General features: G+C 73.0%; 19 protein-coding genes. 12 read left to right on the top strand and 7 right to left on the bottom strand.

All coding sequences use genetic code 11. The features are described from left to right. Window positions 1–49 precede the first annotated feature (49 nt). Both QFZ75_RS37230 and QFZ75_RS37225 read right to left on the bottom strand, forming a co-directional pair. On the bottom strand, window positions 50–505 hold the full coding sequence (locus tag QFZ75_RS37230) for a DUF6069 family protein (protein WP_307543838.1): 456 nt from the start codon (window positions 503–505) through the stop codon (window positions 50–52). A 100-nt stretch (window positions 506–605) separates the two neighbouring features. Further along, complete coding sequence (locus QFZ75_RS37225; RefSeq protein WP_307543837.1) at window positions 606–1,604, bottom strand: RNA polymerase subunit sigma-70; 999 nt, start codon at window positions 1,602–1,604, stop codon at window positions 606–608. A gap of 287 nt (window positions 1,605–1,891) precedes the next feature. Between QFZ75_RS37225 and QFZ75_RS37220 the strand changes: the two genes are divergently transcribed. Further along, window positions 1,892–2,956, top strand: a complete 1,065-nt coding sequence (locus QFZ75_RS37220) for an endonuclease/exonuclease/phosphatase family protein (RefSeq protein WP_373466081.1) — start codon at window positions 1,892–1,894, stop codon at window positions 2,954–2,956. On the opposite strand, the gene QFZ75_RS37215 is transcribed toward QFZ75_RS37220, so the two are convergent. Both QFZ75_RS37215 and QFZ75_RS37210 read right to left on the bottom strand, forming a co-directional pair. Continuing rightward, on the bottom strand, window positions 2,953–4,002 hold the full coding sequence (locus tag QFZ75_RS37215) for a DUF6745 domain-containing protein (RefSeq protein WP_307543835.1): 1,050 nt from the start codon (window positions 4,000–4,002) through the stop codon (window positions 2,953–2,955). The genes QFZ75_RS37220 and QFZ75_RS37215 overlap by 4 nt on opposite strands. Before the next feature lie 111 nt (window positions 4,003–4,113). Continuing rightward, window positions 4,114–4,440, bottom strand: coding sequence for a hypothetical protein (locus tag QFZ75_RS37210; protein WP_307543834.1), 327 nt, complete (start codon window positions 4,438–4,440; stop codon window positions 4,114–4,116). 302 nt (window positions 4,441–4,742) lie between these two features. Here QFZ75_RS37210 and QFZ75_RS37205 point away from each other — a divergent pair, with 302 nt between their 5' ends. The 10 genes from QFZ75_RS37205 to QFZ75_RS37160 all read left to right on the top strand — a co-directional run bounded on the left by QFZ75_RS37205 (window position 4,743) and on the right by QFZ75_RS37160 (window position 13,961). Then, complete coding sequence (locus QFZ75_RS37205; protein ID WP_307543833.1) at window positions 4,743–5,711, top strand: STM4015 family protein; 969 nt, start codon at window positions 4,743–4,745, stop codon at window positions 5,709–5,711. Between the two features lie 34 nt (window positions 5,712–5,745). Next, window positions 5,746–6,945: an STM4014 family protein gene (locus QFZ75_RS37200; protein ID WP_307543832.1), complete on the top strand. Its 1,200-nt coding sequence runs from the start codon at window positions 5,746–5,748 to the stop codon at window positions 6,943–6,945. A 79-nt stretch (window positions 6,946–7,024) separates the two neighbouring features. Further along, window positions 7,025–7,831 (top strand): STM4013/SEN3800 family hydrolase, encoded by an 807-nt coding sequence (locus QFZ75_RS37195; RefSeq protein WP_307545060.1) that lies wholly within the window; start codon window positions 7,025–7,027, stop codon window positions 7,829–7,831. Further along, window positions 7,828–9,198: an STM4012 family radical SAM protein gene (locus QFZ75_RS37190; RefSeq protein ID WP_307543831.1), complete on the top strand. Its 1,371-nt coding sequence runs from the start codon at window positions 7,828–7,830 to the stop codon at window positions 9,196–9,198. Before QFZ75_RS37195 ends, QFZ75_RS37190 begins: the two co-directional genes overlap by 4 nt. A 6-nt stretch (window positions 9,199–9,204) precedes the next feature. Continuing rightward, entirely contained in the window at window positions 9,205–10,104 is a 900-nt protein-coding gene (locus tag QFZ75_RS37185) for an STM4011 family radical SAM protein (protein WP_307543830.1), read from the top strand. Between the two features lie 146 nt (window positions 10,105–10,250). After that, window positions 10,251–10,718 (top strand): hypothetical protein, encoded by a 468-nt coding sequence (locus tag QFZ75_RS37180; RefSeq protein ID WP_307543829.1) that lies wholly within the window; start codon window positions 10,251–10,253, stop codon window positions 10,716–10,718. Between the two features lie 340 nt (window positions 10,719–11,058). Continuing rightward, on the top strand, window positions 11,059–11,340 hold the full coding sequence (locus QFZ75_RS37175) for a zinc-ribbon domain-containing protein (protein WP_307543828.1): 282 nt from the start codon (window positions 11,059–11,061) through the stop codon (window positions 11,338–11,340). A gap of 167 nt (window positions 11,341–11,507) precedes the next feature. Beyond that, window positions 11,508–12,563 (top strand): glycoside hydrolase family 5 protein, encoded by a 1,056-nt coding sequence (locus tag QFZ75_RS37170; protein ID WP_307543827.1) that lies wholly within the window; start codon window positions 11,508–11,510, stop codon window positions 12,561–12,563. A 178-nt stretch (window positions 12,564–12,741) separates the two neighbouring features. Further along, window positions 12,742–13,038, top strand: a complete 297-nt coding sequence (locus tag QFZ75_RS37165; protein ID WP_307545059.1) for an STAS domain-containing protein — start codon at window positions 12,742–12,744, stop codon at window positions 13,036–13,038. Continuing rightward, on the top strand, window positions 13,035–13,961 hold the full coding sequence (locus tag QFZ75_RS37160; RefSeq protein ID WP_307543826.1) for an anti-sigma factor RsbA family regulatory protein: 927 nt from the start codon (window positions 13,035–13,037) through the stop codon (window positions 13,959–13,961). Before QFZ75_RS37165 ends, QFZ75_RS37160 begins: the two co-directional genes overlap by 4 nt. Window positions 13,962–14,095: 134 nt before the next feature. Here the strand turns inward: QFZ75_RS37160 and QFZ75_RS37155 are convergent, their stop codons facing one another. Together QFZ75_RS37155 and QFZ75_RS37150 are read right to left on the bottom strand one after the other, a co-directional pair. Beyond that, a complete protein-coding gene (locus tag QFZ75_RS37155) occupies window positions 14,096–14,602 on the bottom strand; it encodes a hypothetical protein (RefSeq protein WP_307543825.1) in 507 nt (168 codons plus the stop codon). 182 nt (window positions 14,603–14,784) lie between these two features. Further along, complete coding sequence (locus tag QFZ75_RS37150) at window positions 14,785–15,516, bottom strand: DUF4253 domain-containing protein (RefSeq protein WP_307543824.1); 732 nt, start codon at window positions 15,514–15,516, stop codon at window positions 14,785–14,787. A 179-nt stretch (window positions 15,517–15,695) separates the two neighbouring features. On the opposite strand from QFZ75_RS37150, the gene QFZ75_RS37145 reads away from it, so the two are divergent. Then, window positions 15,696–18,170 carry an NACHT domain-containing protein gene (locus QFZ75_RS37145; RefSeq protein WP_307543823.1) on the top strand — a complete coding sequence of 825 codons (2,475 nt, stop codon included), beginning with the start codon at window positions 15,696–15,698 and terminating at the stop codon, window positions 18,168–18,170. Between the two features lie 55 nt (window positions 18,171–18,225). Here QFZ75_RS37145 and QFZ75_RS37140 read toward each other — a convergent pair whose 3' ends face one another. Continuing rightward, entirely contained in the window at window positions 18,226–19,086 is an 861-nt protein-coding gene (locus QFZ75_RS37140; RefSeq protein WP_307543822.1) for an alpha/beta fold hydrolase, read from the bottom strand. Between the last annotated feature and the right edge of the window lie 46 nt (window positions 19,087–19,132).

Genomic DNA, 19,132 nt, shown 5'->3' with positions numbered 1-19,132 from the left:
GAGCTCACGCTCCGGCGGGCCTGTCGGCGTGCGGGCAGCGGAACGCCCGTCAACCGGTCCGGGTCCGCAGGCTCCGCGCCAGGGTGGGGATCATCACCGCCGCAGGAACGAGGTGCAGCCCGAGGAGGGCGGTGACGGTGGCGGCGTCCGCCCCGGAGAGGAGGGGCGGGACCAGCGAGATCGCGGTCAGGGACACCGCCGTCCACACGAATCGCTCGGCGGGACGGGCGCTCCGGCGAAGGAGGGCGACGGCGACGACGGTGCCCACGGCCGAGAAGAAGCCGGTCACCACCGCGAACCCGGCCAACGGGATCGTTTCGCCGCCGTCGGGGACCTCGAAGTCGACGCCGACGGCCCGGGCGAGCGCCGCGGCGAGGGTGGTGGCCACCACCGCGGCGAGCGTGGCGACGAGGCCGGTGCCGGCGAGCACGCGGAGTCGGTGGGTGCGGCCGGTCCGGCCCGATACCGGGCCTGCGCCGACTGCGGTGTCGTCCATGCTGTTCATGTCGTTCCTCCATCGTTCGGTGACTGACGGACGCGGTGCGGACCGGCATGTGACGGTCCTGGCTCCGGGACGGCGCGGGGCGCGGGCGTCCGTACCGGGGCTACTCCGTGCCGTCGGCCGGCAGGCGTTCCGGCAGTCCGAGGCACGGGAACCGGTCGTCGTGGAACATGACGATCTCGGTGATCGCCCCGCCGGTGATGCGCAGGACGTCGATCGTCAGCGGCAGGTACGCGTCCTCCCGCTCCCGCCAGAGGTAGAAGGCGAAGGCGGGCTGCCGGTTCACGGAGGTCCGGACGACACGCAGGCGCCCGAGGTCCTCGAAGCCGCCGTCGGTCCAGTCGCTCACCACCGCGTCGCGGCCGACGTACAGACCCGGCGTGGGCGGCATCGAGCAGCGGACGTCGTCCCGCAGCAGTGCGGCGAGTCCGTCGATGTCCTTGGCCATGCTCGCGTCGGTGAAGCGGCGCACCAGTTCGCGCGTCCCCGCGTCCTCCTCGCCGCCGGTCCAGTCCTGCCGCTCGGCGGGCAGATGCTCCCGCATGCCGGCGCGGGCCCGCTGCAGCGCGCTGTTCACGGAGTTGACGGAGTCTCCGAGCAGCTCCGCGACGTCCTTCGCCGGCCGGCCGAGCACGTCCCGCAGGATCAGCACGGCCCGCGGACGCGGCGCGAGGTGCTGGACCGCGACCAGGTACGCCAGCTCGATCGTCTCCCGCGCGAAGGCGACGGTCTCCGGCTCGTCCGCGCCGCTCGCGGGCAGCTCGTCGAGGAGCCGGTCCGGGTACGGCTGCAGCCACGGCACCTCGCCGCCGGTGGCGGGCTCCGGGCGGCACCTGGCGAGCAGGTCCAGGCAGGCGTTGGTGGCGATCCGGTAGAGCCAGGCCCGGAACGTCGACCGCCCCTCGAAGGTCTCCCGCCGCCGCCAGGCACGCAGGAACGTCTCCTGCACGGTGTCCTCGGCGTCCTCGAACGACCCGAGCATCCGGTAGCAGTGCACGTGCAGTTCCCGTCGGTGCCGCTCCGCCAGCTCCGTGAACGCCGGTTCCCCGACCTCGCCCAGCCCGCTCACGCCCAGCTCCTCCAGCCGCGTGTCCGTACTCATCACGTCACCCTTCCACCTCGTCGTGTCCGTCACAGGTGTGACGGGCTCGGGCGCGAAAACTCATCACCGGGGCGTCTCGTCGAGATCATCGGATCCCCGGGCCGGACGGATCCCCGGCCGGGACCACCCGTGTCCGCCAGGAGCTCCGCATGCGTGTCCGCCCGTCCTCGGCCGACCCGTCCGGCCGGAACCTGATCACCGCGCTGCGCGTCGTCACCGGTACGTCGTGCTCGTAATGGTGAGGCCGAGACGGTTTCCGGAACGGACGGGTGAGGTCGGTGGAGCGGGTGGCGGACGGCGGGGCGGCGAGCGGGTCGCGGGCGGCGCGGCTGCGGCCGTGGCGCGGGCGGGTCCGCCGGCCGCGGTGGGGGCCGGACGCACGAGGCCGGTCGGCCTGGGCGCGTGGGCGTGTCCTCGCGGCGCTCGGTCTGTCGACCGCTGCCCTGCTGTCCTTCCATTCCGCGGTGCCCAATGCGGTCGGTCGCTGCGGGAGTCTGCTGGAGACGTTCCTGCCCTGGGTCGGTCTGGCCGTTCCCCTGTTGCTGTTCCTGGCCGTACTGCGCCGCTCGGCCACCGCGTCGGTGGTCCTGCTGCTGCCCGCGGCCGTCTGGGGGCAGCAGTTCGGCGGGCGGCTCTTCACCGAGGACCGCGGCGCGTACGACTTCACGGCGGTCCAGCACAACGTCAGCGACGTGAACCCCGACCCCGCCGGTACCGCACGTGCCCTGCTCAGGGCCGCGCCCGACCTCGTCGCGCTGGAGGAGCTGACCCCCTCCGCGTTGCCGGCCTACGAGAGGGAGCTGGCGGCGGACTACCCGTACCGCGCGGTCGAGGGGACGGTCGGGCTGTGGTCGAAGCACCCCCTGACGGCCGTACGGCCGGTGGACATCAGGCCGGAAGGGATCGAGGAGGGCTGGAACCGCGGTGTGCGGGCCACGGCACGCACACCGACGGGGGCCGTCGCGGTCTACGTCGCCCACCTGCCCTCGGTCCGCCTCGGCCGGAGCGGCTTCGGTTCCGGCAGGCGTGACGAGAGCGCCGGACTGCTGGGGGCCGCCGTCGCGGGCGAGGAGCTGGACCGGGTGGTCGTGCTCGGCGACCTCAACGGCACGGTGGACGACCGGGGTCTTGACCCGGTCACCTCGCGGATGGACTCCACCGGGCGGGCCCTCGCCTTCAGCTGGCCCGCCCGGTTCCCCCTGTCCCGGATCGACCACGTCATGGCCCGCTCGGCGACCGTGGTGAACGTGCGGACCCTGCCCGCCACCGGCAGCGACCACCTGCCGGTGGCCGCCGGCATCCGGCTCGCCCCCCGTACGGACGACTCGCCGGGGGCCGCCGGCGCTAGCTAGGTCTGCTGCAGCGGCTCGTACGCCTCCGCGTCCAGGCCGAACGTCCACGCCACGCCCTCCTGGGCCGTGCGGGTCGACGGCGGGACCCGCAGCCAGTACGTGCGGTGCGTGCCGTCGGGTTCCGGGGTGGAGTTGACCACCTCGACCATCACCACGTCCTCGTCGCCGACGAGTCGCACCCGCCACAGCACGCCCGCCTCGTCGCGGTGGACGGGGACCGCGCCGGACTCCTCCAGGTACCGGTCGTAGCCGTAGTGCTCCAGCATCACGCGGCGCAGTTCGGCGTTCTCCTCGTCGCGGATCCGCTCGGGAGTCAGCCGGGTCAGTTCGTCGAGGAAGTCGCGCGGCACGGGCATCCCCCGCCAGGCGTACAGCTCGAACCCGTCCGCGTAGCCCAGTGCCGGGCCGTCGCCGCGGTCCAGGCGGCCGGCCTCGTCGCGGTGCAGGGTCACCGGGCGCTCGCTGACGACGGCCACCTTCTCGTAGGGCCACCACCAGCCCGCGTGGCGTGCCACCGCGGCCAGGCCTGCCAAAGGGCCCTCGTCGCCGGAGTCGAACGCGCACAGCCAGGCCGCGTCGTGCTGTCCCAGTGCCGCGTCCAGAAGGACGAGGCGGACCTGCGTCTCCTGCTCCCGGCCGGTGGCGAGTTCGTCGACGACTCCCGCCCGTACCCGGTCGACCAGGGTGCGGGTCGACTCCCACAGACCCGCTCCGGTGGCACGCCAGTGGCCGCCCCACCCCTGCGGGCCCAGGCGCGCGTGCAGCCGTGCCCGCTCGGCGGCCCAGGGCGCGCCCAGCACGGCGTCGCGGACACTCGCGCCGAAGACGTCCGGCTCCGCGCCGGTCCGCCCGCCCTCCTGTGCGGTGTCCGTCCGCGCCGATTCCATGAGCGTGCGTACCGCCTCGCGGGGCGAGCGCGTCCACAGGATGCGGTCGGGTTCGGCCAGGCCGGCCAGCCGGTAGGCCAGCCGTACGCCCTCCTCGGCCGCCGCCCGGTCCGCCGGTCCCGTCGCCGCTGCCGCCGCCCGCCAACTGCCCTGGTCCATCAACGTCGTTCCTCTCCCGTACTGTGCCGTGCCGCACCTCCGTGCCGCCCGGCAGCGCTTCTTCCGCCCGTCGGTCGTGCCGTGCCTGTGCGCCCGCGTCGGCCGCCCCCGTCAGTCGGCGACGATGCGCACCGACCCCGGCACGTACTCCCGTTGGCGGATCACCCGGTACCAGCCCTTCGGGAGCGAGATCGCCGCGTGCTCCTCGTGGACGACACGGGCCCCGTCGGGCACGTGCAGCAGCATCGGGCCGAACAGGCCGGCCTCGCGGATCAGCCTTCCCGGACCGACCACCGCGTGGGCGTGCCCGGTGACTTCGCCGAGTGCCAGGACGAGCCTGCCGCGGCCGTCGCGCGGTTCGGACGCCGCACCCGCCGCGTGCTCCGGCACCGCGCTCTCGGCCAGTCCCACGATCAGGACGTCTCCCTGCCGGTACATGGGTCTCCTCCCGTTGCGGCACACCGTGTGCCGTGGGAGAGACCGTAGGGGCGGGCACTGACAATCAGCCCCGACCGAAGGTCGCATGGCCTTCGGAGCGCAGGTCGCCTGCCCTGCGGCGGGTGAGGGGCGCCCGCTCCGGCCGTGGGTGCGACCGCGGCCGGACGGCAACGCGGGACCCGGCCCGTGGTGTTGTCAGTGGGACTTGGTAGAACTCCGTTACCTGGATGCGGTCGGCGCGCGCCGGGAGCGGGGCGTACGACTGCCGATCCATCGACCTCAGCATCAGGGAGCGGGCGCGCATGACCATCGGTAGCCACCTCAAGGAGTTCCACGGCCTGCCGGCCTTCGACTTCCCGCGCGTCGACGAGACGGTGTCCGACGCGTCCTCGCTCCCGTCGCCGGACTCCGTGGCCTGGCACGTCGCGGTGGACTCCTACGAGTCCGATGAGCAGTGGGAAGAGGCCTTCGCCCGTTTCCTGGCGGCCGTCGACACCACGCGGGTGCGGGCGCTGGTCGTGGGCGCGTGGAGCGATGTGTACGAGAGCGCACCGGACGAGGTGATCGGGGCGCTGGTGGCGGCCCGCGACCGGCTGCCCGCCCTGCGCGGGCTGTTCGTCGGCGACATCGTGATGGAGGAGGCCGAGATCTCCTGGATCACGCAGGGCGACATGGGCCCGCTCCTCGAAGCCTTCCCCGATCTGGAGGAGTTCGGCGTCCGGGGCGGCAACGGACTGGTGATCCCCGCCTTCCGCCACGAGCGGCTGCGCAGGCTGACCGTGGAGAGCGGCGGCCTGCCCGTGGCGGTGGTCCGCGCCATCGCCGCGAGCGACCTGCCCGCCCTCGTCGACCTCGACCTGTGGCTGGGCACGTCCGAGTACGGCGGTGACAGCGACGTCGCCGACCTCGAACCCTTCTTCGCCGGCACCAGGCTGCCCGCCCTGGAGCGGCTCGCCCTGCGCAACAGCGAGATCCAGGACGCCATCTGCGCGGCCCTCGCGTCCGCCCCCGTGGTGGCCCGTCTGAAGGAGCTCGACGTCTCCATGGGCGTGCTCACCGACGACGGCGCCACGGCGCTGCTGACGGGGCAGCCGCTCACCCACCTCGAGAAGCTCGACCTGCACCACAACTACATCGGCGAAGCGCTGCGGACCCGGCTGCTGGAGACCCTGGAGCCCGCCGGTGTGGAGGTCGACACCGACCGGGACGATGCCGAGGACGACGAGGACGACGACGGTGAGGTCTGGCGTTTCGTCGCGGTGGGCGAGTAGTACGCCGCGGGACCGGACGAGGGAGGGGAACGGCATGCGCCGTGGGGAAGAGCCGGGCCCACCGCCGAAGTGGGTCGTCGTCGCCAACGGGGACAATCGCAGGGTGGGTCTGTTCGCGGCGGCCACCGAAGCCGCCGGGCAGGGCACGCCGCGGGTCGTCGAGTGGCTCGACGTGCTGCGCGACGGCGGACACGACTTCGCCGACGACGAGATCGTCCGCCTCGACTCCCCCGGCGAGCATGCCGGGGTGGACGGCCTGCTGCGCGGTGTGGACGGGCCGACGCGGGTGGAGGGCTCCGGGCGCTGGTACGCGCGGTTCCTGGAGTGTGTGGGCTCGCTGCGGGGCGGTCTGCGCCTCGACGACCCGTCCGACCTGGCCGTGCTGTTCGACAAGCGGCTGTGCCACGACCGGCTCGCGCGCGCGGACGTGCCGGTGCCGCCCTCCCCCACGTCCGGCGGCCGCACGCCGGTCCGGGGCTGGGCGGACGTGCGGGACGTCATGGAGGCGGCGGGCATGCGGCGCGTCTTCGTCAAACTGGCGCACGGTTCGTCCGCCTCCGGTGTCCTGGCCGTCGAGACCGCCGGGCCGGGCCGCGTCCGCGCGACGACGTCGGTGGAGCGCGCCGGGGACGGCCGCCTGCACAACTCGCTGCGGGTGCGCCGCTACACGGACGAGCGGGAGATCGCCGCGATCGTCGACGCGCTGGCTCCCGACGGGCTGCACGTCGAACGGTGGCTGCCGAAGGCCTCGCTCGGCGGCCGGTCCGCGGACCTGCGCGTCGTGGTCGTGGCCGGCCGGGCCACGCATGCCGTGGTCCGCACCAGCCGCTCGCCCCTGACCAACCTCCATCTCGGCGGGAGCCGCGGCGATCTGGCGGCCGCGCGGGCGCTGGCGGGCGACCGGTGGGCCGCGGCCCTCGGCGCGGCCGAGCGGGCCGCGGCCTGTTTCCCCGGCACGCTGTGCGTCGGCGTGGATCTGCTGCCCGCCATCGGCTGGCGCCGTTTCGCCGTCGGCGAGGTCAACGCGTTCGGCGACCTGCTCCCCGGGCTGACCGGTCTGCCGGGGAGCGGGGCGGAAGGGCTGGACACCTACGCGGCGCAGATCGCCGCGGCCGCGTCCTTCCGCCACCACGACCACCGCCCGGACCGGCCGGCACCGGTCGGCCGACCCGACGGGTCCGCCCCGCCCGCGTCACCGCACGACCTGCCGAGGACAGCCCATGCCCCAGCCTGACCCCGCCCCCGCCCCCGTACCGCCGCCGGCGCCCTCGTCCGCCACCACCGGCGTGACCGGAGCGGACACCGCCCCCGACATGAACGAGGTGGTCGGCCGGGACGATCTGCTGCTCCTCACCCTGGACACCCTGCGCCACGACGTGGCGGTCGAACTCGCGGCGGCCGGCCGGCTGCCCCACCTCACCGCCCACCTCCCGGGCGGCACCTGGGAGGAGCGGCACGCGCCGGGGAACTTCACCTACGCCTCCCACCAGGCGATGTTCGCGGGCTTCCTGCCCACGCCCGCCGGGCCCGGACCGCATCCGCGCCTGTTCGCGGCACGGTTCGCGGGCAGCGAGACGACGGCGGACGGCACGTTCGTCTTCGAGACACCCGACCTCGTGTCCGCGCTCGCGGCGCGCGGCTACCGCACGGTGTGCATCGGCGGCGTCGGCTTCTTCAACAAGCAGGGCGCCCTGGGCAGTGTGCTGCCGGGCTACTTCCAGGAGAGCCACTGGGAACCGGAGTTCTCCGTCGCCTCCCCGACCTCCTTCGAGGCACAGGTGGCGCGGGCCGAGAAGACGGTCGCCGAACTCCCTGCGGAACAGCGGCTGTTCCTCTTCCTGAACGCCTCCGCGCTGCACCAGCCGAACTGGTTCCACCTGCCCGGCGCGACCCGCGAGGCGGGCGACAGCCGCGCCACGCACGCCGCCGCACTGGAGTACATCGACCGGCACGTCGGGCGGCTGTTCAGCGCGATGAGTTCGCGCCGCCGCTGTTTCGCGATCGTCTGCTCCGACCACGGCACCGCCTACGGGGACGGCGGCCACACCGGCCACCGCCTCGGCCACGCATCCGTGTGGACCGTGCCCTACGGCCACTTCTTCCTGGAGCCGCCCACATGACCGTCACCGCCGCGGACGCCTCCACGGGCACCGCCGTCACCCTGCCGCGCCCCTACCAGAGCTATACGTACGCATACCCCCACAAGACCGCCTACCGGCCGCTCACCCCGCGGCCACGGCTCGCGGACCTGTGGGCCGGTGAGTCCCGGCAGGCGCTCTCGCTGTATCTGCACATCCCGTTCTGCGAGATCCGCTGCGGCTTCTGCAACCTCTTCACCCGTATCGGCGCGCCGGACGGTCTGACGGGCCGCTACCTGGACGCCGTGCGGCGCCAGGCCGCCGCCGTGCGCGAGGCCCTGGGCGACGGGGAGCCACCGCGTTTCGCCAACGCCGCGTTCGGCGGCGGCACTCCGACCTTTCTGGAGGCCGCCGAACTGGAGCGGCTGTGCGACATCGCCGAGCGGGAGACGGGTGTCGACCTGCGAGCCGTCCCCCTGTCCGTGGAGGCCTCCCCGTCGACGGCCACGGCCGACCGGCTGGCCGTGCTGGTGGAACGGGGCGCCACGCGCCTGAGCCTCGGCGTGCAGAGCTTCGTCGAGGAGGAGTCCCGCGCCGCCGTACGCCCGCAGCGCAGGGCCGACGTCGAGGCGGCACTGGCCCGTATACGCGAGGCCGCCGTCCCCGTCCTGAACATCGATCTGATCTACGGCATCGACGGCCAGACGGCGGCCAGTTGGCGGTACTCCCTCGACGCGGCCCTGTCCTGGCGCCCCGAGGAGATCTACCTCTACCCCCTCTACATACGGCCGCTCACCGGCCTCGGCCGCCACGCCGACCCGCGCACGGCCGACCGGGAGTGGGACGGGGAGCGCCTGCGCCGTTACCGGGAGGGCCGCGACCACCTCCTCTCGCACGGCTACGAGCAGGTGTCGATGCGCATGTTCCGGCGGACGGACGCGCCGCCACAGGGACCCGACGACTACGCCTGCCAGACCGACGGCATGATCGGTCTCGGCTGCGGCGCCCGCTCGTACACCTCGCGGCTGCACTACTCCTTCGACTACGCCGTCTCGATGCGGGAGATCCGCGGCATCATCGACGACTACACCGCCACCGAGGACTTCTCCCGGGCCCTGCACGGCAGGCGGGTCGACGAGGGCGAGGCGCGCAGGCGGCACCTGCTGCAGTCACTGCTCCAGGCGCAGGGCATGCGAGCGGCCGACTACCGGCTGCGGTTCGGTACGGACCCGTACGACGACTTCCCGGCGGAACTGGACGTCCTCGCCGCCCGCGGCTGGCTCGACGACACCGTCCGGCCCGGGCTGCTGCGGCTCTCCGCCGAAGGGCTCGCCCACTCGGACGCGATCGGCCCCGAATTCTTCTCGCCGGACGTGCGGGCCGCCATGGCCGCCTACGAGACGAAGTGAGGACCGGTGGACCTGACACTGCTGTACCGCGGCCCCCTCGCCTCCTGCGACTACGACTGCCCCTACTGCCCGTTCGCGAAGCGCCGGGACACCACGGCTCAACTGCGCGCCGACCGTACGGCGCTGGAGCGCTTCACCTCCTGGGCGCACGAGCAGGAGGACGACCGGCTCTCGGTGCTCTTCACCCCGTGGGGCGAAGGTCTCGTCCGGTCCTGGTACCGGCGCGCCCTCGTGGAACTCTCGCACCGGCCGCACGTACGGCGGGTCGCCGTCCAGACGAATCTGAGCTGCCGCACCGACTGGCTGCGGGACGCGGACCTCGACACCGTCGCCCTGTGGTGCACCTACCACCCGGGGCAGACACCGTACGAACGGTTCCTCGCCAAGACGCACGCCCTGTCCGGCCTCGGCGTCCGGTTCAGCGTCGGGATCGTCGGCGTCCCCGGTCATCTGGAGCACGCGCGGCGGCTGCGCGCGGAGCTGCCGCGGCATGTCTACCTGTGGGTGAACGCCGCCGAGGGACACACCTACACGGACGAACAGGCAGCCGAGTGGACGGCGGTGGACCCGCTCTTCCCGTTCAGCCGGCATCCGCACCGCTCGGCGGGCATGCCGTGCCGCACCGGCGAGTCGGTCCTGTCGGTCGACGGCGGGGGCACGGTCCGCCGCTGCCATTTCGTCCCCACCGAACTGGGCAACCTCTACGACGGCTCGTACCGTGGCGCGCTCGGCCCCAAGGCCTGCCCCCGGGAGCTGTGCGACTGCCACATCGGCTACGTGCACCTGGAGACCCTGCCGTTGTACGACGTGTTCGCCGGCGGCGTCCTGGAACGCGTACCGCACACCCTCCCCGACCGCCCGGCCCCGCCCCTGCTGCCCCTCATATCCACAACCGGTCCCGGCTGACGGTCACGTGCCCCCGCCGTCGTCAAGCAGGGCCCGTCGGCCGCGGCTGGCAGGATGTCGCCGTTGACCCCTTTGTGCGGCACATGACAGCGTCGGGCTGCCCGGGGCACGGGCCCCTGGCAGGTCAGCAGAGGGGACGGATCAGCATGGTCGACAGACGGGTCACGTACGCGGCGGCGGTCACGGCGGCGGCACTCTTCCTCGGTGTCTCGGGCACGGCAGCCTCGGCCGCCGTGCCGGTCGCGGCCCCGGTGTCCGCGGCGGTGGAGCCGGCGTCCGGGCAGAGCAGTTACACGCCGGAGGAGGAGGCCCACCTGCGCGAGGTGGCCGCCGCCATCTGGAACGCCGACCTGGCAGCCGGCTGGAACATGAACCCCGAGGTCGCCGACGTGCTCTCCACGGCCACCGGGGAGATCCTCCGGTGCTCCGAGGCCTTCGCGCTGGTGCCCCGCCCGGCGGGCTTCGTCCCGGGCGTCGGGTACCTGCTCGGCTACTGGAAGAACCTCAAGGACTACTTCCTCGCCGTGAAGGACAACCGCACGTACCGGGCCTGCGTGGTGACCGCGTCGGCCAACTACCGGTCGGCGATCGAAATGGCCTCCATGGGCATCTGACCCGCGGACCGGCCGGGCTGTCCGCACGCCCGGTCACGCACAGGGTGCGGCCCCGCGGGGGCCGGTCGCGCACCGCCCGGCCCCGTGAAGAAGCGGGGCCGCACCCCTGATACGCCTCCTGGGCACCCGGATCCGACCCGCGGCGAACCGTCGTGACCCGTCGTAACCCGTCGCGATCCGTCGTGATCCGCACAGGGGGACGCACGGAGCGGACGTCCACGACGTGGAACCGCCGTGCGGGGGGTACCCCGTCGTGCACGAGACTGTGGTCGGTGAGCGCACTCCGCGTTCGACCGCGCCGCACCCTCGGGCACCGACCGCCCCGGAAGGAACCATCGACGTGATCATCTTCGGCACCAAGGGTTACCTCTACCAGCTCGCGATACTGACGCTGCTGTGCGGACAGTGCGGCAACCCGGCCGCGCACACGCTCAGCAAGCGCGTCACGAAGTTCACCCTGTTCTTCGTCCCGCTGTTTCCCGTCTCGACGAAGTACGCGACCCAGTGCACCTTCTGCGGCGCACAGCAGAAGATCAGCAAGGAACAGGCGGAGCAGCTGCAGGCTCAGGGTGCGGGCGGACAGCCGCACAACCAGCCCCAGCAGCAGCCCTACCAGGGCTGATCCGCGCCGCGGGAAGTACGGCGTGGGTGACGTGTGAGAAACCTTGACGATCCCTGTCACGGGTGCCACGATTCCGGCGCCGCCATGTTTACGTAAACACCTGTCACCGCCCTTTCGTGTTTACGTAAACATCGCGCGGAGCCGCCGTCTCCTGAAAGGGCAGGCCGATGCGCAGAACCCCCGCCGACAGCCGCTCCACCCCCCGGCTGCGGGCCGCCCTCGTGGCCCTGCTGATCGCCGCGACCAGCGGTACGGCCGTCGCCGCGAGCCCCGCCCATGCCGCGCCGGGCAAGGACACGACCCGGTTCAAGGGCGTGAACTGGGCCGATCCCCGCGACAACTTCGCCGACGATCCCTTGGTGCTCTCCGGCCTGTCCACCTCCGACGGCTACGCCCGGACCTACGCCAAGGCGAGCCGCGTGATCTCGGACTTCCGCGCGAACCTCGGCGCCGACACGGTCCGCCTGCCCGTCAACCCGTACACCGTCGGCGGTTCGTACTGGAAGTCCTACCGCGGTGTCATCGACGCGGCCTCGGACAAGGGCTTCAAGGTGATCCTCTCCTACTGGGAGGGCACCGGCCCGCGCAAGGACGGCCTCATCGACGATCCCGCCACCTACTGGCCCATGTGGAACACCGTCGTCAAGGCGTACAGGAACGACGCGCGGGTCCACTTCGAGCCGATGAACGAGCCGCACGGCTACACGGACGCCGAGTGGGCCGACATCGCCGCGCGGTGGCTGGACACGTACCGCAAGGTGCCCCGCGACCGGGTGTTCGTCAGCGGCGCCGGGTACAACGACCACGTCACGTCGGTCTGCGCCGACCCGCGGCTGAAGGGCACCTACCTGTCCCTGCACCACTACGGGTTCTGGAAGGAGTACGCGACCTACGACGAGTGGGTGGCCGACCTCAAGGTCCGTATCGGTGACTGCGCGGGACGGACCGTCGCGGACGAGTTCGGCTCGCCGATGACCACCGGTCTCGACTACAACCGCCCGGCGCCCGGCGACAACTTCGTCAACTACCTGCAGGCCGTCACCGACACGTTCCGCGAGCTCGGGATGGGTTCCGTCTACTGGCCCGGTCTGCGCACCGGCGACACGTACTCGCTGCAGACCCTGGTCGGCGATCCCGCCCGGCCCTCCCTGGTGACCACCAACCGGTCCGGCGCCGACCGCCTCGCCTGGGCCTGGGGACGCGGCGGGCCCGTCCGGCCCTGACCGGCCCCCGCGGAGTCCCGCTCCCGCTGCCGCTGCGAGCGGATCGTTTCCCGCGCGGGTCCCCGAGGGGCAATAATGGAGGCGAACCGGAGACACTCCAGGGGTGGTCAGCGTGGACAGAGCGTGGGAAGCGGATCCGCCGGACGTGTCACCCGCGCGGTCGGTGGGCACCCTTCAGGTGCGCCCGTTGGCGGACCGCACGGGCTGGCAGGCCGCGGGTGAGATCAGTCTGACCACCCGCCCCGCCTGGGAACAGGCACTGGGCAGGCTGGCCCAGGAGGACGTGGAGGTGTACCACTTGGAGCTCTCGGCGGTCACCTTCGTCGACGTCGCCGGTGTGTCCGCCCTCGCCGCGGCGGCCCAGTCTCTCCCCGAAGGACATCGCATCATGCTCGAACAGCCGCCCGCCGCCGTGGGACGGGTGCTGGACATGTTCTGGCCGGGCCTGCGGGGCGTCGAGGTGGTGTCGCGATGACGGCCCCGACCGCCGGATCCTTCGTACATCCCGCGCTGTTCTACAGCGGCGAGGAGGAGTACGTCGAGGGCACCGTGCCGTTCGTGCTGGCCGGTCTGGAAGCCGGCGAACCGGTGGCGGTCGCCGTGCCCGGGCAGAAGCTGGGCGTCATCCAGGAAGCGCTGGGCGGGGCCGCGGCGGACGTGAGCCTCATCGACATGACACAGGCGGGGCGCAATCCGGGGCGGATCATCCCCCGGGTGCTGCGCGTCTTCGCCGACGCCCACCCGAACACGCGGGTACGGATCATCGGCGAGCCCGTCTGGCCCAACCGCTCCGACGTCGAGTACCCGGCCTGCGCCCAGCACGAGGCTCTGATCAACTCCGCGTTCGAGGGCAGGGAGGCGACGATCCTCTGCCCGTACGACGCGGAGGGGCTCAGCGAGCGGGCGCTGAGCGACGCGTACGCGACGCATCCCGTGGTGATCTCCGGGGGCCGGGAGCAGAAGAGTCCGTCGTACGCCCCCGAGCGGGTGGTCGAGCTCTACAACGAGCCGTTGACCGCGTCGGAGGAGGCGGAAGGGTACGTCTTCGGCGCGGACGAACTGCCCGCGGCCCGGTACTTCGTGGTCGAGCAGGCCACGCGGTTCGGGCTGTCCGGCATCCGGCTGGAGGACCTGGCGCTGGTCGCGGCCGAGCTGACCACCAACAGTGTGGTGCACGGCGGCGGATCGGGCACGGTTCGCGTGTGGACCGAGGACGGCCAGGTGGTGTGCGAGGTCCGCGACAAGGGGTGCCTGAAGGATCCACTCGCCGGGCGGCGGCCCCCCCTGCCCGCGCAGTTGGGCGGCCGGGGGCTGTTGCTGGTGAACTACCTCATGGATCTCGTACGCGTTCACACGGGTCCGGACGGCACGGTCGTGCGCTGCTACGTCGACCGCTGAGGGCGCCGCCCGGGCGGGTTGTCCCGAAGCCGAGGCCTCGGGTCGGCTGCTTCCCGTGTCCGTGGCCGGCCGGGGTGATGTGCCCCTACCGGTCGAGCGGTGGCGGACCCGCCGGGCCGGAACCCGCCGAAGCGCTACTCGTCGTGCGAGGCGAAGTCGCCGGTGTCGGACCAGTCCGGTCCGTCCAGCGGGCCCGGTCCCCCGCCGGTGGGGCGGACCGCGTGGGCGAGGGCCGTCACGGCGACCAGGCCGACGGACGAAGCCAGTACCAGCGCGGACGCGGAGAGCAGCACGGCCTGCACCGGCGGGCCGGTCCTCCCGAGGACGCTCAGGATGAGCACGGCGGGGAGGACGAGCAGGAGGACGCTGCCGCAGAGGGCGGACACCGTGACGCTCTGGTGATCGTCGACGAGCTGCTCCGACCCGGCCTGCGGGCCCGGCCACAGGACGCCGAGCACGGAGACCGCCTCGACGGCGAGGCAGAGCGCGTGCAGAGCCAGGACGTTGCCGGGCGTCACCCCTTGCCGGAGAAGGTATCCGACGCCGATCGCGGCGCAGAGCCAGTACGCCGCTCCCGCCGACACCACCCAGACCCGACGGGAGACACCGGATCCCATGCCGTTCTTCACCTTGGTGTGCACGCGTCCCCCCGTGTCCGTCAGGCTCTGGCCCTGCGCAGTATTCCCTGTGCCGTGACACTCGAACAATCCGAACCGCTTTTGCGGGACGTGTGCGGCCCACGGCTCGGCCTCGGTCGCCCGGCCGGGGATTCGCCGGACGCGTCGGCGGTCCGTCCAGCGGATGCGGAGCGACGTGCCGGAGGTCAGTCCCACCGGAAACGCCATGCGTGACGTCTCATGAGGCCCTCGGGGTAGGTGGACCAGTCCGCACCGAGGTCCTCGAAGAAGATGTCGGGGCACGCGAGGTAGTGCTCCGCGGCGAGGACGCGGGCCTGATGGAGGTCCGTCGGCGGCGCGGCGACCGAGACGTGCAGGCTTCCGTGCCCGAGGCCCACGACGCGCAGCCCGAAGCGGTCCTCCCAGGAGCGCAGCACCGCCGACAGTTCCTGCGCACTCATGTGGTTCGTCATCCCCGGCCAGTTCAGGGCCGCGGGCACGTCAGCGCCCCGTGCGACCTGGACCAGCGCGAGACACCTGGCCAGCCCCTCGCGGACGACAGCGGACGCCACGTCGCCCGCGTGTACGTCGACGCCCGTCACGACCGATGCCGGCGCGGCGAGTCCTGGCCATCGCGGGAAAGGCGGCCAGGACTCGCCGTGCCTCCACACACGCCGGAAGTAGTCGGCCGCATCGGCGTCCCGTCCGTGATCACCGCCCGCAGGCTCGAGGGAGTCGTCAGGGTATTCGAGCAGCAGCGGGTACAGACCGGTCTCGCAGCGCCGGGCGTACAGCCGCTTCCACCGGTCGACCGCGTCGCCACGCGGGCCGTCGCTCATCCACACCACCGGATGCGAGGCGTCACACGGCCCCAGCAGCCGGCCGGGCGGCAAGCTCTCCAGCAACTGTCTGAGGTCTTCACGCAAGGGCTCGGGCATGACAGGAATCTACGCGGCGCCTCTGACAGGGCCGCCCAGGGAGTGATGCGACGGGAGGAAGGGGGCCTCGGTCGCGGCGGTACGGCGGGCCGGGCGGGGGCGCCGTACGTTTCACCCGCTCGGATGGAAAGAGGACCGAACCGCGTCCGCGCGAGGCGGGATGCGCAACGCTCTGCCGGGTGAACGCAGTTGCCCCCAGGTCGCGCGTACGGCGGGCCAAAATCGTGTACCTCGTCCTGTTCGGCGGGGGCGTCCTCGGGGCGCTCGTCATCGCCCCGCGCCTCGACGACCCGGCCACCGTGGTCGCCGCCCTGCTGCCGACCGGGGCGGGCGCCTACCTCGCCTGGTGCGCCTACCGGGCGGATCGCGCCGAAGCCGTGGTGGACGACCCCGGCCGCACCGCCGACCGGCTCGCGCTCGCCGTGCGCCGGCAGTGGGAGGGCGAGGCACGGGTGCGGCGGTTGTCGGAGCCGTATCCGCTGCCCGTTTCCTGGCGCGCCGCCGACCCGGCCTTCGGCGTCACGGAGGAGTCCGGCCGGCTCGCCGGACGTGACGGGGAACTCGGCGCGCTCTTCGCCGAACATCTTCCCCACAGGCGTCTGCTCGTTCTCGGCGGTCCGGGGTGGGGCAAGACGATCCTTCTCGTACGCCTCCTCCTCTCGCTGAGCGAGCGCCGCCGTGCGGGTGAGCCGGTTCCGGTGCTCTTTCCGCTCGCGTCCTGGGACCCGGCCGTCGAGGAACTGCGGGCCTGGATGGAGCGCAGACTCGTGCAGGACTACGCCGACCTGGCCGAGGTGGCGCCCGGCGCGTACGGGGACATCACCCTGGCCGGGATGCTGCTGGAGCGGCGGCTCGTACTGCCGGTGCTCGACGGTTTCGATGAACTCCCTGCCACCGCGGGGGCGTTGGCGCTGCATCGCATCGCCGAGGCGTTGCCGTACGGCTGCGGTCTGGTGCTGTCCAGTCGCCCTCAGGAGTATCTGGCAGCGCTGCGGCCGCGTACGGGGGTCCCGGCCAGGCCGGCCGGTCTGGCCGGTATCCATCTCGATCCGCTCGACGGACAGAGCGTCGCCGCCTATCTGCTGTACGACGCGGGCGGGGCCGGCACCCCGGCGGCGGACCGCTGGACGCCGGTGGTGAACGCGCTCGGCACGGACGCGCCGGTGGCACGGGCGCTCACCAGTCCGCTGATGGTGTCCCTGGCCCGGTCCGTGTACAACCCGCGCCCCGACGAGGAGGACGGCCGGCTACCGGATCCTGCCGAGCTGTTACGACGTCCGACGCGGGCCGCCGTGGAGCACCATCTCCTGGGCGCTTTCGTGCAGGCCGCCTACCGGCCGCGGCCGAGCCGCCCGTGCCGGTGGACCGCGGACCAGGCCCGCGCCACGTTCACGTTCCTGGCCCGGCGCATGGAGCAGGGACGCGACGGTGTGGCGGAGCTGGCCTGGTGGCGTCTGCACCATATGGTCCCCGCCGTGCTGCCCCGGGTGCTGGCAGGCGTCCTGCTGGGGATGCTCGGCTGGCTGGCCGAGGGTACGACCATGGAACTGATCCACCACTTCGCTCCCCGGCTGCCCGCCACGCCGCACTGGGAGGAGAGGGGCGGGCTCGGCGTCGTGGCGGCCGGGATGTGCGGCGGGCTGGTGGGCGGCCTCGTCGCGGGCCTCACCGTCACCCTGCTGTGCGCGTCGGCCGCCGCGACCACCGCGGCCGGCGCTTCCGCCGAGCTCGTGTTCAACCGGCTGGCCGACGGCGGTGCGCTGGCGCTCGTCGGCGTGATCATCTCCGGGTTCGCCTTCGGCCGCCGGCTCGCGGTGCGCCGCCCCGCCGCGTGGAACCGGCGCGCCCTGGCGACCGGGATCGTGGCCGCCGGCTGCTACGGGACGGCGTTCGGCAACGCCTGCGGCACGGTCAGCGCCCTCCTGTACGGCGTCACGGCGGCGGCCGTGGTCCAAGACGGACCGCGCGCGGACGCCGGTCGCCCGGCGGCCGGGGTGCGCTGGCACTGGAGCGCGGGCGGTGTGTGCCGGGGGCTGCTGGGAGGGGTGCTGCTGGGCAGCGGTGTCCTGCTGGAGGGCCTGTTCGCGGACGTGCTGTCGGGCGGCTCGCGCCGGATGTACATCGCGCCCGCCGACCCGGTCGCGGCGGCGTGGGCCGCCGGGCAGGTGAGCGCGGTCTTCGCGGTCGCCTGCCTGCTCCTGCACGCGCTGCGCACGGTTCCGGTCGACCTGGGTGCCTCGGTCGACGGGCGGGCGCTGCTGGCCGGCGACCGGCGCATGCTCGGCACCTGTGTGGCGACGGCGGCGGTCGTCGGTGTCGCGGTGATCGGCACGCAGGGGTGGTGTGCCGCGCTGTGGGGATCGACGGGCGTATGGGGCGCGAACCCCAGCGACGGCCGGTTGTGGGTGTACGCGGTCGGAATGGTCCCGGCCCTCCTGTGGGGGCTGGCGGTCGGGATGCGGCAGGCGGCCTGGAGCCGGTACGCGGTCGCCCGCTGCTACCTGACGGTCCGGGTCCGCCTGCCCTACGACCTGATGGCATTCCTCGCCGACGCGCACGAGGAGCGGGGTGTACTGCGCCGCACGGGAGCCGTCTACCGGTTCCGGCACATCGAGTTGCAGCACCGGCTGACCGAGGCGGACACCGCCGACTGATCGTTCTCGAACGAGCCGGCCGCGAGCCCCGCGGCGGGAAGGGTGAGGTCCCGCCCTAAGGGGCGAAGAAGGCGGACAGGGCCTCCGCCAGTTCCTCCGGGGCCTGTTCCGCCATGTGGTGGCCCGAGTCGATTCCGTGGCCCCGTACGTCGGAGGCCCAGTCGGCCCAGATCTTCAGCGGGTCGCCGTAGAGGTCCTCCAGGTCGTCCCGGAGCGACCACAGGGCCAGCGCGGGGCAGGTGATCCGCGCACCGGCGGCCCGGTCGGCCTCCTCGTGACGCCTGTCGACGGTCAGACCCGCCCGGTAGTCCTCCAGCATCGCCCGTACGACGTCCGGGTTCCTCGTCGCCTCGCGCCACTCGTCATGGTTCTCCTCCCCCATGACCTGCGGGTCGCCGCGGTACCAGCTGTCCGGGTCGGCGTTGATGACCCGCTCGGGGACGTCCGGCTGGGCAAAGAAGAACCAGTGCCACCACTGCGTGGCGAACTTCGCGGTGATGCGGGACAGGTGCTCGCTGATGGGCAGGCAGTCGGCGAACGCGACGCGCGACACCGCCTCGGGGTGATCGAGGACCAGCCGCAGCGCGACGGCGCCTCCGCGGTCGTGCCCGGCGAGCATGAACCGGTCGTGCCCGAGGACGTTCAGCACCTCCACCACGTCCTGCGCGACGGCCCGCTTGGAGTAACCCGTGTGGTCCGCCGTGTGCGCGGGGCCGCGGGAGCGGCCGTAACCCCGCAGGTCGGGGCAGACGACGGTGAAGCCCCGCTCGGCCAGTCGGGGCGCGACCCGGTGCCAGGTCGCGGAGGTCCTGGGGTGGCCGTGCAACAGCACGACCGGCGGCCCCTCGCCGCCGTGCCGCACGAAGGCGGACGAGTCGCGGAGCCGGATCGTCTCACTGGTGAAACCCTCGAACATCGTTGCAGCCTCCCCGTGGCCTTCGCGTACGGCGGGCTCCCCCGCG

Origin of the sequence: Streptomyces sp. V3I8 (assembly GCF_030817535.1) — a bacterium.
GTDB lineage: Bacteria > Actinomycetota > Actinomycetes > Streptomycetales > Streptomycetaceae > Streptomyces.
The sequence above is the reverse complement of the archived record's forward strand: the minus strand, read 5'-3'. Positions and strand labels throughout refer to the sequence as shown.